Origin of the sequence: Kitasatospora sp. MAP5-34 (assembly GCF_029894335.1) — a bacterium.
Lineage (GTDB): Bacteria > Actinomycetota > Actinomycetes > Streptomycetales > Streptomycetaceae > Kitasatospora.
In genome coordinates, this window is record NZ_JARXZC010000013.1 from 106,895 (window position 1) to 121,680 (window position 14,786).

11 protein-coding genes and 1 other RNA gene are annotated in these 14,786 nt (G+C 70.8%); 1 reads left to right on the top strand and 11 read right to left on the bottom strand.

Going from position 1 to position 14,786, the window contains the following annotated elements; all coding sequences use genetic code 11:
- Positions 1 to 88 precede the first annotated feature (88 nt).
- The 8 genes from P3T29_RS14040 to ftsE form a co-directional block, all read right to left on the bottom strand.
- A complete protein-coding gene (locus tag P3T29_RS14040) occupies positions 89 to 370 on the bottom strand; it encodes an HU family DNA-binding protein (RefSeq protein WP_057237508.1) in 282 nt (93 codons plus the stop codon).
- A 667-nt stretch (positions 371 to 1,037) separates the two neighbouring features.
- Positions 1,038 to 2,513, bottom strand: a complete 1,476-nt coding sequence (locus P3T29_RS14045; RefSeq protein ID WP_280716740.1) for an NAD-dependent malic enzyme — start codon at positions 2,511 to 2,513, stop codon at positions 1,038 to 1,040.
- 371 nt (positions 2,514 to 2,884) lie between these two features.
- Positions 2,885 to 5,224, bottom strand: a complete 2,340-nt coding sequence (locus P3T29_RS14050) for a UvrD-helicase domain-containing protein (RefSeq protein WP_280716741.1) — start codon at positions 5,222 to 5,224, stop codon at positions 2,885 to 2,887.
- 263 nt (positions 5,225 to 5,487) lie between these two features.
- Positions 5,488 to 5,858, bottom strand: a transfer-messenger RNA (tmRNA) gene (gene ssrA, locus P3T29_RS14055).
- A gap of 124 nt (positions 5,859 to 5,982) precedes the next feature.
- Positions 5,983 to 6,465, bottom strand: a complete 483-nt coding sequence (smpB, locus tag P3T29_RS14060) for an SsrA-binding protein SmpB (RefSeq protein WP_280716742.1) — start codon at positions 6,463 to 6,465, stop codon at positions 5,983 to 5,985.
- A gap of 45 nt (positions 6,466 to 6,510) precedes the next feature.
- Entirely contained in the window at positions 6,511 to 7,635 is a 1,125-nt protein-coding gene (locus P3T29_RS14065; protein WP_280716743.1) for a S41 family peptidase, read from the bottom strand.
- 179 nt (positions 7,636 to 7,814) lie between these two features.
- Positions 7,815 to 8,723 (bottom strand): permease-like cell division protein FtsX, encoded by a 909-nt coding sequence (gene ftsX / locus P3T29_RS14070; RefSeq protein ID WP_280716744.1) that lies wholly within the window; start codon positions 8,721 to 8,723, stop codon positions 7,815 to 7,817.
- 54 nt (positions 8,724 to 8,777) lie between these two features.
- Positions 8,778 to 9,467, bottom strand: coding sequence for a cell division ATP-binding protein FtsE (ftsE, locus tag P3T29_RS14075; protein ID WP_280716745.1), 690 nt, complete (start codon positions 9,465 to 9,467; stop codon positions 8,778 to 8,780).
- 482 nt (positions 9,468 to 9,949) lie between these two features.
- Between ftsE and P3T29_RS14080 the strand changes: the two genes are divergently transcribed.
- On the top strand, positions 9,950 to 10,144 hold the full coding sequence (locus P3T29_RS14080) for a hypothetical protein (RefSeq protein ID WP_280716746.1): 195 nt from the start codon (positions 9,950 to 9,952) through the stop codon (positions 10,142 to 10,144).
- 159 nt (positions 10,145 to 10,303) lie between these two features.
- Here P3T29_RS14080 and prfB read toward each other — a convergent pair whose 3' ends face one another.
- The 3 genes from prfB to P3T29_RS14095 all read right to left on the bottom strand — a co-directional run bounded on the left by prfB (position 10,304) and on the right by P3T29_RS14095 (position 14,704).
- On the bottom strand, positions 10,304 to 11,416 hold the full coding sequence (gene prfB, locus P3T29_RS14085) for a peptide chain release factor 2 (protein ID WP_280716747.1): 1,113 nt from the start codon (positions 11,414 to 11,416) through the stop codon (positions 10,304 to 10,306).
- Between the two features lie 34 nt (positions 11,417 to 11,450).
- Positions 11,451 to 12,713: a serine/threonine-protein kinase gene (locus P3T29_RS14090; protein ID WP_280716748.1), complete on the bottom strand. Its 1,263-nt coding sequence runs from the start codon at positions 12,711 to 12,713 to the stop codon at positions 11,451 to 11,453.
- Between the two features lie 191 nt (positions 12,714 to 12,904).
- Positions 12,905 to 14,704: a serine/threonine-protein kinase gene (locus tag P3T29_RS14095; RefSeq protein WP_280716749.1), complete on the bottom strand. Its 1,800-nt coding sequence runs from the start codon at positions 14,702 to 14,704 to the stop codon at positions 12,905 to 12,907.
- Between the last annotated feature and the right edge of the window lie 82 nt (positions 14,705 to 14,786).

Genomic DNA, 14,786 nt, shown 5'->3' on the forward strand with positions numbered 1-14,786 from the left:
TCTCCCCGCGAGGGGGGACCGGCCACAGTCGTTGTCACTTCACTACGTCACGCTCAATACGTCACGCGGGGCTCCGGGGAGCCTTGCGTCACTTGCCCTTGGCGGCTTCCTTGAGCTTCGAACCGGCGCTCACCTTGGCGCTGAAGCCGGCCGGGATCTGGATCGGGTCACCGGTCTGCGGGTTACGCGCGGTGCGGGCGGCGCGGTGGGTGCGCTCGAAGGTGAGGAACCCGGGAATGGTGACCTTCTCGTCGCCCTTGGCGACGACCTCGCCGACGACCTCGGCGAAGGCGGCCAGAACAGCGTCGGCGTCCTTGCGGGTCACCTCGGCGCGCTCGGACAGAGCGGCCACCAGCTCACTGCGGTTCATGTGTACTCCTGTGGTCTGTTCGCGTTGCGGCGTGCGGGGGCCCCATCGGTCGTCCCTCCGGGGGTATCCGGCTGGGCCGCTGGTCCGCACACACTGTGCTCATTCAGGCGAGGGTTGGTCAGGGGTCGGGCTTGCACCCCGAAGCGCCTCAAACCGCACTGCCTGGGTACGAATCCTGCCCCGACCGGCACTGAGAAAGCCAATCGGGCCTTGGCGGACTGACCCGAACAGCGCCCTCCGGGCGGAGTTGTGACACTCCGTCGGCTCCGGCGGACCGGCGCGGGCGGCGGTCGGGACGACACGCCGATAGGCCGAGGGGGACGTTCCGTACTTGTCGGACACGCCCACCCCGTTCAGGGCTACCGTACGCCCTGTCACCGACAAGCCCAAACACGCCCCTTCCCCTTGTGTCGCAAGGGGAAGGGGCGTGTCTCACCAGGTGGGGCCGCCAATCGGTCAGGTGACCGAGCCGACGACACGCCAGGAGTGACCCTTCGAGCGGCTCCTGACACTCCCGATACCGGACCGATCAGGGAGAAACCGGTACGGATCCGGCGCGGATCCGGCGCGGCTCCCGTGCAGATCCGGTGCAGATCCGAGGTAGATCCGGGTCGGCGGGCCCGGGTCGGCTGGCCCGGCAGAGCAGCTCCGGCTCAGCGGGTCCGACTCAGAGCCGGACCTGCGGGAAGGAGGTGGTGTCCAGGGTGCCGACGATGCCGTGGGTGGGCCGCGAGGGGGCCTGCTCGGCGTCACCGCGCGCCGCCACGGCGGCGTCGCGGACGGCCGAGGCGACGGTCTTGGCGACGTCCGGGTGGAAGACGCTGGGGATGATGTAGTTGGCGTTGAGCTGGTCGTCCGCGACGGTGGTGGCCAGCGCGCGGGCGGCGGCGATCATCATCTCGGTGTTGACGGTCTTGCTCTGGGCGTCCAGCAGGCCGCGGAAGACACCCGGGAAGACCAGCACGTTGTTGATCTGGTTCGGGAAGTCGCTGCGGCCGGTGGCGACCACGGCGGCGGTCTGCCGGGCGACGGCCGGGTCGACCTCCGGGTCCGGGTTGGCCAGCGCGAAGACGATCGCGCCGTCGGCCATGGTGGCGATGTCGTCACCGTCCAGCACGTTCGGGGCCGAGACGCCGATGAAGACGTCGGCGTCCGCCACGGCCTCCTTGAGCGAGCCCGTACGGCCCGAGCGGTTGGTGTGCTCGGCGATCCAGCGGAGGCTGTCGTTGAGGTCGTCACGGCCCAGGTGGACCACACCGCGCACGTCGGCGACGGTGGCGTGCTCGACGCCGGCGGCCAGCAGCAGCTTGAGGATGGCGGTACCGGCGGCGCCGGCGCCCGACATCACCACCCGGATCTCGGAGATCTCCTTGCCGACCACCCGCAGCGCGTTGGTGAGCGCGGCCAGCACGACGATCGCGGTGCCGTGCTGGTCGTCGTGGAAGACCGGGATGTCCAGGGCCTCGCGCAGCCGGGCCTCGATCTCGAAGCAGCGCGGCGCGGAGATGTCCTCCAGGTTGATCCCCGCGAAGCCGGGGGCGATCGCCTTGACGATGGCGACGATCTCGTCGGTGTCCTGGGTGTCCAGGCAGATCGGCCAGGCGTCGATGTTGGCGAAGCGCTTGAACAGGGCCGCCTTGCCCTCCATCACGGGCAGCGCCGCCATCGGGCCGATGTTGCCGAGGCCCAGTACGGCGGAGCCGTCGGTGACCACGGCGACGCTGTTGCGCTTGATGGTGAGGCGGCGGGCGTCCTCGGGGTTCTCGGCGATCGCCATGCAGACCCGGGCCACGCCGGGGGTGTAGATCATGCTCAGGTCGTCACGGTTGCGGATTGGCAGCTTCGAGGACATCTCGATCTTGCCGCCGAGGTGCATCAGGAACGTACGGTCCGAGACCCGGCCGATCGTCACGCCCTCGATCGCCCGCAGCTTCTCGACGATCTCCTCGCCGTGCACGACCGAGGTCGCGGCGACGGTGACGTCGATCCGCAGCGCCTCCAGGCCGGACGCGGTCACGTCCAGACCGGTGACCGAGCCACCGGAGGACTCGACCGCCGTGGTGATCGAGCTCACTGCGTTGCCCGTGGCCGGAACCTCCAGCCGCACCGTGATCGAGTTCGAGACACTGGGCACCGTCGCCATCGACGTCCTTCTTCCGTCCACTAATTCAACAGATTGTTGAAGCGCTGCTGCAGCGCATGTTAGACCTCGATGGTCGCACCTACCAGTGGGTAGCCAGAAATAACGTTCATTGATTGCACGGACCCGACAACAGCCGCCCCGCCGCGCGGTCCGCATCGTGAAAATCTCTCGTCTCCGGGCTGCCTCACGGAGCTGATGGGTTACATTGGACGAGACACCGGCTCGATCCAAGCCCCCGGGCCCAACCTTAGTCGCTTCGAGCGACCACTTGCCGCGAGGCGAGCATGGCGGGTCGGTGTCACCAACGTGAGGCGAAGGCCCCCACCATCCGGTGGGGGCCTTCGCCGTGAGTGACCGTCAGCCCGGCGGCGTCAGCCGTGCAGCAGCGCCGGGACGCCGTCCGCGTCGGGCAGGTCGTCCGGGCCGGAGAGGACCGTCAGGCGCTGGGTGGCGCGGGTCAGCGCCACGTACAGGACGCGCAGGCCGGCCTCCGACTCGCCGGCGATGCCGGTCGGGTCGGCGACCACCGTCGCGTCGTACTCCAGGCCCTTGGCCTCCAGGCTGCCGAGCGCCACCACGCGCTCACCGAGACCCTTGATCCAGTCCTCGGCCTCGGTACGGCGGTCCATCGGCACGACCACCGCGACCGTGCCGTCCACCTCGGTGAGCAGGTGGGCCAGCTCGGCGCGGACCGCCTCGGCGAAGGCCGCCGGGTCGGTGGAGGTGACCGCCGCGAACCTCGGCTCGATGCCCGTGGAGCGGACGGCGCGCGGCGACTCGGTGCCCGGCGCGGCCAGCGCCAGCACCTTCGCCGCCACCTCGGCGATCTCGGCGGGGTTGCGGTAGTTCACCGTCAGCGTGTGGCGGCGGCGCGGCTTGCCGGACAGCACCTCGTCCAGCGCGGCCTGGGCCTCCTGCGGGTACGGCCAGGAGCTCTGCGCCGGGTCCCCGACGATCGTCCAGGTCGCCATCCGCGAGCGGCGGCCGATCATGCGCCACTGCATCGGGGTGAGGTCCTGGGCCTCGTCCACGATCACGTGCGCGTACTCCGTGCGCTCGACCGGCCCCCGCTCACGCTGCCGGTAGGACCGGTCCGCGTAGGTGGTGACCTCGTCCAGGCCGCTGAGCAGGTCGACGGCGTCGACCTCGCGCAGCTTGGGCCGGGCGGGCTCGCCGAGCAGCAGCTGCAGCTCGTCGATCAGTGCCACGTCGTGAGCGGACAGCGCGCCCTCGCCCCGGTCCGTCAGGTGCCGCCAGGAGGTCGCCAGCAGGCGGGCCTCCTCCGGGGTGACCGCGCGGCGGGCGATCCTGTTGGTGTGCCGGGTCTGCTTGAGCGTCGCCAGCACCCGGCGCGGGGTCACGGCGGGCCACCAGGCGTCCAGGAAGTCCAGGAACACGGCCTCGTCCGACACGTACTCGTCGAACGCCTCCTTCTCCTCCTGGCGCTGCTCCCGGGAGTAGTGGTCGGTGACCTTGGGCAGGTGCCGGACCAGCTCGGACCAGAGTGCGTCCAGCAGCAGGCGGCGGGCGCGCGGACGGAGCAGGTTGAGCGGGGTGCCGCCGCTGCCGACGACGTTGCCGCGCACCGCCTTCAGCCGGCCGGCGTCCAGCCGCAGCGCCTCGCCCCGGGCGAAGACCTTGAGCTCGGTCGGCGCGTCCAGCTCCAGCGCGGCGCGGGCCGCGCGGCGCATCAGCTGCGTCATCCGGGCCGAACCCTTGACGTGAGCGGTCTCGGGCGTGTCGTACCGGCCCGCCTCGATGCCGGCGACCAGGCTGCCGACCGCGCGGATCGCGACCTGCCCCTCCTCGCCGAGCGAGGGCAGCACGCCCTCGGTGTACGAGACGAGCAGGGCGGTCGGGCTGACCACCAGGATGCCGCCCGCGTACCGGCGGCGGTCCTGGTAGAGCAGGAAGGCGGCCCGGTGCAGGGCGACGGCGGTCTTGCCGGTGCCGGGACCACCGGTGACCAGGGTGGCACCGGCGGCGGGCGCGCGGATGACCTCGTCCTGCTCCTTCTGGATGGACGAGACGATGTCGCGCATCGAGTGGCTGCGGGCCCGGCCGAGCGAGGCCATCAGGGCGCCGTCGCCGACCACCGCGAGTTCCGTGCCGTCCAGGGTGGGGGCCAGGTCGGGGCGCAGCAGGTCGTCCTCGACGCCGATCACCTTGCGGCCCTTGGAGCGGATCACCCGGCGGCGCATCACCCGGCCCGGCTCCAACGGGGTCGAGCGGTAGAACGGCGCGGCGGCGGGCGCCCGCCAGTCGATCACCAGCGGGCCGTACTCGGCGTCGAGCACGCCGAGGCGGCCGATGTGCAGGGTCTCGGCGACGGTGGGGTCGGCGGCGTCCAGGGGGGTGTTGGACGGGATGCCGTGCTCTTCGGGCGCGTCGGGTGCCTGGAGGTCGATCCGGCCGAACAGGAAGTCCTCGAACTCGCTGTTCAACCGGTGCAGGTGCGCGCCGGCCCGGTACACCTGGGCGTCGCGCTCGGCGAGCGCGCCGGGGGTACCGACCTGCACGCGCTTGGCGGCGTCCTCGAGGATGTACTCGGCCTCGGCGAGCTTCTCCTCCAGCCGGTGGTAGACGTTGTCGAGGTGGCGCTGCTCCTCGGCGATCTCGCGGTCGCGGACGGTGTCCGCGTCCGCGCCCGGGGTCGTGGGGGCGGGGGTGGGCGTGCCGGCGCTGGTGCCGGTGACTGTGCTGGTCTGCATGACGGTGCTGTGCATGGCCTCGGTGGTTGCGGCGGTGTCTTGCTGGGCTGAGCCGTGCGCGCCCAAAGAGCCCCCTGAGGTGCGTCCTGCGAGTGGTGGGAGACCGCCTCCCGAAAGAAGCGGACAGATGATCCTACGCCTTCGGCACCCGACTTCGTCGATGGGGGGCTGAGATCGAGAGGGCGCGGTGCCAGGCCCCGGACGCACGAAAGCCGCCCTCCGACCGGAGGGCGGCTTTCGATACGTGCCGATCAAACATGGGGTGGTGGAGATGCCGGGAATCGAACCCGGGTCCAGTGGAGTGGATTCAGGACTTCTCCGAGCGCAGTCCGCTGTGCTTTTCTCGGCCCTGGCAGTCACGCGGACAAGCCGCCAACAGGCCCAGCTGCTGTTTGGTTTCCCGCCCACCCTCGCAGCCCGGGTGGACGGTTGAGTTCCCTAAATTATGCCAGGATCCGGATCGGGAACGCTCCGGGCTGACACCACGCTACTCGCTGCTTAGGCAGCGAGCGCGAAGGAATCGCGCTTAGTGTTGGCGATTATTTTTTTGCGACAGATGGTTAACGAGATCATTGTCGCCTTCCTCGGCTCGCTTCTCCTGTTTCGACTTCCCCTGTCGAAACCGATCATCCCCATGTTTTTTTAAGAAGTAACAGCCAGAAGTAACAACCAACTGGCGCGTCATCCGAGGAGGGCTACCCCTACCCGGCGTTGCTGGAGCTATGGTACGCGCTCCGACCGAGAGCGGTCCAGCTCATTTAACGTCCGCCCTGCTTGCGACGGACGGCGGCGACCGCGCGGGCGGTCTCGCGGGTGTCCTGCTGCTCGCGCAGCGTCTGCCGCTTGTCGTACAACTTCTTGCCGACGGCGAGCGCCAGCTCCAGCTTGACCTTGCCGTCCTTGAAGTACAGCGAGAGCGGGACCAGCGTGTGGCCCGTCTCCTTGGTCTTCGCCTCCAGCTTGCGGATCTCCATCCGGTGCAGCAGCAACTTGCGCTTGCGCCGCGCGGAGTGGTTGGTCCAGGTGCCCTGGGTGTACTCCGGGATGAAGATGTTGTCGATCCAGGCTTCGTGCCCCTGGATGTACGCGTAACCGTCGACCAGGTTGGCCCGGCCCTCGCGCAGCGACTTCACCTCGGTGCCGGTGAGCACCAGGCCGCATTCGTAGGTGTCGAGGATGGTGTACTCGTGCCGCGCCTTCTTGTTCTGCGCGATCAGCTTCTGTCCGGTTTCCTTTGCCATAGCGCCGATCATTCTCGCATCCCGGGGGCGTGCGCGGCAGCCCTATTATCCGCGCGTCCCCAGGCCCGCCAGCACCCTCAGGCCCAACTCCGCCGCCTCGGAAGGATCCTGGGCCGGCACGTCGGGCGTCAGCCCGGTGCCGTCGGGCGACCGCCCGTCCGGGGTCTGGTAGCGGCCGACCGTCAGCTCCAGCACCGACCCGTCGGCCAGTCGGCTCGGCTGCTGGACGGTGCCCTTGCCGAACGTACGGGCGCCCACCAGCACCGCGCGGCAGCGGTCCTGCAGAGCCCCCGCCAGCAGCTCGGAGGCGCTCATGGTGCCGCCGTCCACCAGCACCACCAGCGGTGTCGTGGTGTCACCACCCCGGGCGGCGGTCAACTCCCGTGCCACGCCCCGGGCCTCGTACGAGCCCACCGGGCCGCCGTCCAGGAAGACCGAGGCGGTCTCGGACGCCTCCTCGACCAGGCCGCCCGAGCTGCCCCGCAGGTCGAGCAGCACGCCGCGCGCGCCTCGGGCGGCGGCCCGGACCTGCTCGGCGACCCCGCTGGTGAAGCCGTGCACCGCGATCCGGACGATGCCGGCGGCGGGGTGATCCACCGTCACCTCCTGGGCGTCCAGCACCGTCCGGCGCAGCACCACCTCGCGCACCGGCCCGCCCGCCCGCTGGACGGCCAGCGACACGGTCGAGCCCGCCTGCCGGCCCTCCGGCCCGCCGCGCAGCCGGGCCACCACCTCGGTGACCGGGAGGCGGTCGGCCCGGATCCCGTCGATGTGCAGCAGCCGGTCGCCGACCGTGACCCCCGCCAGAGCGGCGGGCCCGGCAGCCCGGACCTGCGACACGTCGGTACTGCCGTCCCGCGCCCGGTCCACCGAGAGCCCGACACCGAGGTACCGGCCGCTGGTGAGGTCCGAGTACGCCTGCGGGCTGTAGTACGCGGCCCAGCGGTCGCCACTGGCTCCGACCAACTGCTCCGCCTGCTGCCGGGAGAGCTGGGCACCCGCCGGGTCGATCCCGGCGGGCAGGTCCGCCGGCACGCTGTCGGAGGACGGCAGTCGGGGTGCGGACGCGGGCTCGCCCCAGGCCCCGGTGGCCGCTCCGGCGAGCAGCACGGCGCCGAACACCAAGGTGAGCGTGGCTCCCTGACGTACCTGGCGCGGCATTGCTGGCATGGCACCGGAGTCTAGGCGCCGCTGCCCCGGCCGAAGCCGAAACGGGCGGACCAGGCACACGACAGCCCCGGACGGCGCAGTGCCGTCCGGGGCTGTTCGATCGCGAACCGCTGTGCGGGGTCGGACCTTTCGGAGCAGTACTTGAACCTTGAGGGCGGTGCTGAACCTTCAGGGCAGTACTAGACCTTCAAGTACTTGCGGAGCGTGAAGAAGGCGGCGACGCCGGCCATCGCCATACCCACCACGATCAGCAGCGGTATCACCGCCAACACCGAGGAGAGCCCGATGAACTGGATGAACTGGACTCGCGAGGCAAGGAAGTTCTGCACGAAGTAGTGCCCGATCAGCAGCAGCCCGGACGCCAGCGCTGCGCCCAGCAGCGCCGCGAAGGCGGCCTCCGCGATGAACGGCATCTGCACGTAGAAGTTCGAAGCGCCGACCAGGCGCATGATGCCCGTTTCACGCCGTCGGCTGAAGGCGGACACCCGGACGGTGTTGACGATCAGCAGCAGCGCGACGAAGAGCATCAGCACCATGATCACGAACGCTGCGGCCTGCAGACCGTTGAGCAGGCCGAAGAGGTTCTCCAGGATCTTCCGCTGGTCCTCGACCGACTTCACCCCCGGTTTCCCGGCGAAGGCGCTCTGGATGACGTCGTACTTGGTCGGGTCGTTGAGCTTGACCCGCCAGGACTGCGGCATCGCGTCCGCGCCGACGGCGGCCAGCAGCGGGTTGTCCGGGTTGGTGTCCTTGTAGCGCTTGTACGCCTCGGCCGAGCTCTCGAAGGTCGAGCTCTGGACCAGCGGCATGCCGTCCAGCACGGTCTTGACGTCCTTGATCTGCTGGTCCGTGGCGACACCGTTGGCGCACTGGGCCGAGGCACGGGCGTCGGACTTCGTGCAGAAGTAGATGCTCACCTCGACCTTGTCGTACCAGTAACCCTTCATCGAGTTGACCTGGTCCCGGACCAGGAGACTGGCACCGGCGAGGGCGAGCGACAGCGCGACACTGACGACCACCGCGATGGTCATCGTCAGGTTGCGGCGGAGACCGACACCGATCTCCGACAGAACGAACTGGGCGCGCATCTTTTATCTCACTCCAGGGTCAATGCAGGGTCGGGCGACGAGGCGGGCGGGTGTCTAGTGCTGGTAGCCGTAGACACCGCGGGCCTGGTCGCGGACCAGCAGCCCCTTGTCGAGTTCGATCACTCGCTTGCGCATCTGGTCGACGATGGCCTGGTCGTGGGTGGCCATCAGGACGGTCGTGCCGGTCCGGTTGATCCGGTCCAGCAGCTTCATGATGCCGACCGAGTTCTGCGGGTCGAGGTTTCCGGTCGGCTCGTCCGCGATCAGCAGCATCGGGCGGTTCACGAACGCCCGGGCGATCGCCACGCGCTGCTGCTCACCACCGGAGAGCTCGCCGGGCATCCGGCCTTCCTTGCCGCCGAGGCCGACCAGGTCGAGCACCTCGGGGACGACCTTGTTGATGGCGCTCTTCGGCTTGCCGATGACCTCCAGGGCGAACGCCACGTTCTGCGCGACCGTCTTGTTCGGCAGCAGGCGGAAGTCCTGGAAGACGGTGCCCAGCTGGCGCCGCATGTGCGGCACCTTCCAGTTGGACAGCTTGCCGAGGTCCTTGCCCAGCACGTGCACCTCACCGGTGCTCGGGCGCTCCTCGCGCAGGCAGAGCCGCAGGAAGGTGGACTTGCCCGAGCCGGAGGACCCGACCAGGAAGACGAACTCGCCCTTCTCGATCTCGAGCGAGACGTCCGACAGGGCGGGACGGTTCTGCTTGGGATAGGTCTTGGAGACGTTGTCGAATCTGATCACGGCTGCATCACGGAGGCCATCCTAGGTGGAATGGCGGACCACTCGGCCGGACTTCCGTGACCCGATCGTTACGTCGAGGCCGGAGGTCGCGGCCCCACGGCGCCGTTCCTCGGTCGGTACCGCCCCTGCACCAGGCCTGGAGCGGACGGCGGGAGCGGCCGTCTGCCACCCCTCCAGCCAGGGACCATACGCGAATCCCCTACGAGCTCGCAGGCACCGCCCGCCGAGCGGCCAGGGAATTGGCGAAGTATGTCCTCATATGACCCGAATAATTCGAGCCATTTCACAGCCACCGCCCCGATTTCCAAGCCGGAAGGGCATCCGACTCCCCCACCCCGGGAGCCGGATGCGCCCGGACCTGGCACAGTGGTAGCTAGTGGTAACAGCAGAGCGGCTCAGTTTGGCCGCTACCCCGCACAGGGCATGGACAGGAACCAGAAGCCCGCCCGGTGCGTTGGCTGTAGCAGCAAGGAGGAGATCGCATGACCTGCGACCAACTGGTGTGCGCCAACTGCAACGGCCGCGTGAGCGACGGCCGCTGCCCGGTGTGCCGCGCCAACCGTGCCCGACTGCAGGAGCAGCAGGGCCCGTTCGCCGCGCTGTCCCCGGCCACTCTGATCGCGCTGCTCGTGGCCCTGCTGGCGGTGGCCCTGATCGCCCGGCAGGCCCTGGCCTGACAGCCGTACGCACGAGGAAGGGCCCCGGGAGAACATCTCCCGGGGCCCTTCTCTCTACGTACTACGACAACCACAACAGGGGCGCGAGGAACTGCGCGAATCGGCAGGCAACCACCTGTGCCCTACCGTTCCGCGCCCCCTCACGCCAGGCGGAGCCTGTTACGCCGCGCCGGTCTCCCGCTGCTTGCGCCAGCGGATGCCGGCCTCGATGAAGCCGTCGATGTCGCCGTCCAGGACGGCCTGCGGGTTGCCGACCTCGTACTCGGTCCGCAGGTCCTTGACCATCTGGTACGGCGCCAGCACGTACGACCGCATCTGGTTGCCCCAGGAGCTGCCCTCGCCCTTGAGCGAGTCCATCAGGGCCCGCTCCTCCTGGCGGCGCCGCTCCAGCAGCTTCGCCTGGAGGACGTTCATCGCGGAGGCCTTGTTCTGGATCTGCGAGCGCTCGTTCTGGCAGGAGACCACCACGCCGGTCGGCAGGTGGGTGATCCGGACCGCCGAGTCGGTGGTGTTGACGCCCTGGCCGCCGGGGCCGGAGGCGCGGTAGACGTCGATCCGCAGCTCGGTCTCGTCGATCTCGACGTGGTCGCTGACCTCGACGACGGGCAGCACCTCGACGCCCGCGAAGGAGGTCTGGCGGCGGCCCTGGTTGTCGAACGGCGAGATCCGCACCAGGCGGTGCGTGCCCTGCTCGACGGAGAGCGTGCCGTAGGCGTACGGGATCTTGACGGAGAAGGTCGCGGACTTGATGCCGGCCTCTTCCGCGTACGAGGTGTCGAGCACCTCGGTCGGGTAGTTGTGCCGCTCGGCCCAGCGGAGGTACATCCGCATCAGCTGCTCGGCGAAGTCGGCGGCGTCGACGCCACCGGCCTCGGCCCGGATGTTGACCAGGGCCTCACGGGCGTCGTACTCGCCGGAGAGCAGGGTGCGGACCTCGAGCTCCTCGACGGCCTTCTGCACGGAGGTCAGCTCGATGAGCGCCTCGGCGAGGGTGTCGGCGTCGTCCTCGTCGGCGGCCAGCTCGAACATCACGGCCAGGTCGTCGACCCGGCCGCGCAGGTGCAGGACCTTGCGCAGTTCGCCCTGCAGGAAGGAGAGCCGGCTGGTCACCTTCTGGGCGTTCGCGAGGTCGTCCCACAGGTTCGGAGCGGCTGCCTCCTCCTCCAGGGACGCGATGTCGGCCCGGATCTTGTCCAGGTCGAGGACGGCCTCGATCGACCCCATGGTCGTTTCGAGGGACTTGAGCTCTTCGGAAGGATCGACGGCTGCCACATGACCAGCCTAATGGCTCCGGGAGGGAGCTGGACTACAGCGGGGGCCCGTGCGACGTCCAGGAGTGCGGAACGAGCCCCCTGGCCGGACCGTGCCGCCCGTCCCGGCCGGCCCCGAAAGCCGCGTACGCCGCTGCCGCTCCCGCCACCAGCAGGACCACCGCGACCAGCACCGCGAGCATCCGGCGGCGCCGTACCAGCGCCCGGCGGCGGTGACTGGGCGCGGGTGCGGCGTTGCGCTGGGCCTGGGACTCGGCCGCGTACGAGGCGAGCTCCTGCGGGGACGGGCGGCGCAGGCTGGTGTGGGTGTCCCGGGTGGAGTCCGGCGACGGGGCCGGGACGAGCGGCACCGCCGGACCCCGGCGGCGCCGGTGGGTACCGGAACCGGCGTCGGCCTCGGCGTACACGGCCTCCCCCGGCGTGGGCGCCTCCTCGGCCGGCGCGCGCTGGACGGGGACGGCGAGCGGGGGCAGTCCGGCCAGCGCCGGGAGCTGCTTGCGCAGGCGGTCGGCCAGTTCGGCGGCGCGCAGCCGGGAGGCGGGGGCCTTGGCGAGGCACTCGGCGATGATCCGCCAGAGGCCGTCGGGCAGCCCCGGGACGGGCGGGATGCTCTCCGTGACATGCCGCCGCAGGACGGCGCCGGTGTGCCCGCCGCCGAACGGGGTGAAGCCCGTGAGCAGCTCGTACAGCACGGTGGCGAGGGCGTAGATGTCGACGGCGGCCCGGGGCTCCAGGCCCTCGATGATCTCGGGGGCGAGGTAGTCGGGGGTGCCGATGATGCGGGTGGCCCGGGTGCGGCGTGGGGCGTCGACCAGGCGGGCGATGCCGAAGTCGGTGAGCTTGGCGCGCGGGGCGCCGCCCGGCCCGGGTGGGGAGAGCAGGTCGAGCATGACGTTCTCGGGCTTGACGTCGCGGTGCACGATCCCGGCCGCGTGCGCGGCTGCCAGGCCGTCCGCGACGTCGGCGATCACCGAGACGGCTGCCTGCGGGGCGAGCACGCCCTCGCGTTCGAGCCGGGAACGCAGGTCGGTGCCCTGGACCAGCTCCATCACCAGCGCCAGGTCGTCGCCGTCCACCACCATGTCGCGCACGCCGACCACCCGGGGATGGTCGAGGCTGGTGAGGGCGGCGCGTTCCTGGACGAAACGGCCCACGAGCACCTGATCGGAAGCCAGATCCTCGCGCAGCAGCTTGACCGCCACTGGCCCGTCCGGCCCCTCACCGAGCCACACGGTCCCGGCGGAACCCCGGCCGATCACCTGGTGGACGGTGTACCGGCTGCCGATCTTGCGTGCCAAAGCTCATGCTCCGTAGGCGGCGGGAGCGCACGGCCGTCGGTGCGCTCGGTGTCGGTGCGTCAGCGACCAACCTACGCGCCCGGAGACCCTCCAGGGGCGCTGGAGGGCCTCCGGGCGCCGCCGGTTGACGGGAAATATCGCGAAGTGTCGACAAAGCGCCAAAACTGCTGATCAGCGGCGGCCCGGCCCGGTCACTTGCCCGTGACGGTCCGCACCCAGGTGACGGCGACGTCGTACCAGCCGTGCACGTCGTTCCAGTACTGCGGCAGCGGGGTGAAGTTCCAGAGCGCGACACCCGCCACCCCGAGGATCAGCAGCACCATCAGACAGCCCTTGAGGCAGCCGAGGCCGGGGATGTACATCCGGTTCCGGCTACGACGGCGCGGCTCCCGCTCACGTTCCCGCTCACGCTCGCGCACCGGCTCCGGCTCGCGCTCGCGCTGATGTGGGGCCGGCGGCTCGGAGCGGCGCGGCGGCGCCGGCTCCGGACGGCGGGCGGGCGCGGGCTGCGGGGTCGGCGGCGGGTACGCCTCGTACTCCGGTCGGCCGGCCTGCTGCTGCCCCCGCTGCTGGCCCTGGCGGCGGCCCTGCGGGGACTGCTGCTGCCCGTACGGCGGCGGGTCCATCGGCGGGCGCTGGGCGTAGCCGCCCGGGCCCGGGCGCTGTTGCTGGTACGCCTGCGGGGACTGCTGGGGCTGCTGCCGGTACGGCTGGTACGGGCGCGGGGCGACCTGGGGGGTGCCGAGGTCCTGCTGGTCGAAGTAACCGACCTCGGTCTGCTGGTTGCGGTCCCGGGCCGCGCGGAGCTGGGTCTGCCACGGGTGCGGCGACTCACCCTGCGCGGCGGCGGCCACCGGCGTGGGCGCGGAGCCGGGCGGCGCGGCGGGCACGGGCGGCATCATCCTGGTCGGGTCCGCCGAGGTCGGCGGGGTGCCCATCAGCTGGGTACGGTCCTCGGCCCCGAACAGCTGGGTGGCGGCCGCCGGGTCGTAGCGGCCGGTCGGCAGCACCTGGGTCGGGTCGGACCAGGTCTGCACCGTCTCCACGACCGGCTCGGCGAACGTGCCGGTGGCCGGGGGTCGCGGGGGCAGCAGCAGCGCGCCGACCGCGAGGGCCGCGTCCACCGCCGCCGGGGAGGCGTGGACACCGACGCCCGCCGCGACCACCCGCAGGGCGTCGGCCAGCGAGACGGCGCTCGGGCGCTCGTCGGGGTTCTTGCGCAGGCAGCGCTCGATCACCGTCCAGAGCGGCTCGGGCATGGTGCGCGGACGCTCCGGGTCCTGCGCGATGTGGGCGTGCAGGATCGCGATCGGGCTGTCGCCCTGGAACGGCGGGCGGCCGGTGACCAGCTCGTACAGCATGATCCCGGCGCCGTAGACGTCCACGGCGGCGGTCTGCGGGCGGCCGTCGGCGGACTCGGGGGCGACGTACGCCGGGGTGCCGACGAACTCGTGGGTCCGGGTGATGCCCGGGGAGTCGGCGAGGCGGGCGATGCCGAAGTCGGTGAGCATCGGGTGCATCTGCTCGACGCCGTCCACATCGGTGGAGGCGAGCAGTACGTTGGCGGGCTTGAGGTCGCGGTGCACGACGCCGTCGGCGTGGCTGGCGGCGAGCGCGTCGGCGATCTGGGCCATCAGCAGGGCGCCCGCGATCGGGCTGAACGGCCCGTTGCCGCGCAGGTAGCGGAACAGGTCGGGCCCGTCGACCAGGTCCATCACCAGGGCCAGCAGCTCGCCCTCGACCACCAGGTCGCGGACCCGGACGATGTTCGGGTGGGTGAGCCGCAGCAGCACCGAGCGCTCGCGCAGGAAGCGCATCACGACGTCCGGGTCGGCCGCCAGCTCCTCGCGCAGTATCTTGATCGCCACCGGCCGGCCGGGCTCGATCCCGGGCACGCTGACGTCCGGGCGCACCTGGGCGCGCCACACGGTGCCGGTGGCTCCGCGCCCGAGGGTCTCCTCGAGCAGATACTTGCTGCCGACTGGCCGCACCTGTGTACTCCTGAATGTCAATGCTCGCCGCCGTGAGCCACGTTTCGGGCAACTCTAACCGTGTCCGCCCCGGTTTCCGAGG

Bases quoted from the DNA above. Each gene is read 5' to 3' on its own strand.
- P3T29_RS14040 (WP_057237508.1), bottom strand. From the start codon at position 370: ATGAACCGCAGTGAGCTGGTGGCCGCTCTGTCCGAGCGCGCCGAGGTG.
- ftsX (WP_280716744.1), bottom strand. From the start codon at position 8,723: ATGCGCGCCCAGTTCGTTCTGTCGGAGATCGGTGTCGGTCTCCGCCGC.
- P3T29_RS14045 (WP_280716740.1), bottom strand. From the start codon at position 2,513: ATGGCGACGGTGCCCAGTGTCTCGAACTCGATCACGGTGCGGCTGGAG.
- P3T29_RS14050 (WP_280716741.1), bottom strand. From the start codon at position 5,224: ATGCAGACCAGCACAGTCACCGGCACCAGCGCCGGCACGCCCACCCCC.
- P3T29_RS14080 (WP_280716746.1), top strand. From the start codon at position 9,950: ATGACCTGCGACCAACTGGTGTGCGCCAACTGCAACGGCCGCGTGAGC.
- smpB (WP_280716742.1), bottom strand. From the start codon at position 6,465: ATGGCAAAGGAAACCGGACAGAAGCTGATCGCGCAGAACAAGAAGGCG.
- P3T29_RS14065 (WP_280716743.1), bottom strand. From the start codon at position 7,635: ATGCCAGCAATGCCGCGCCAGGTACGTCAGGGAGCCACGCTCACCTTG.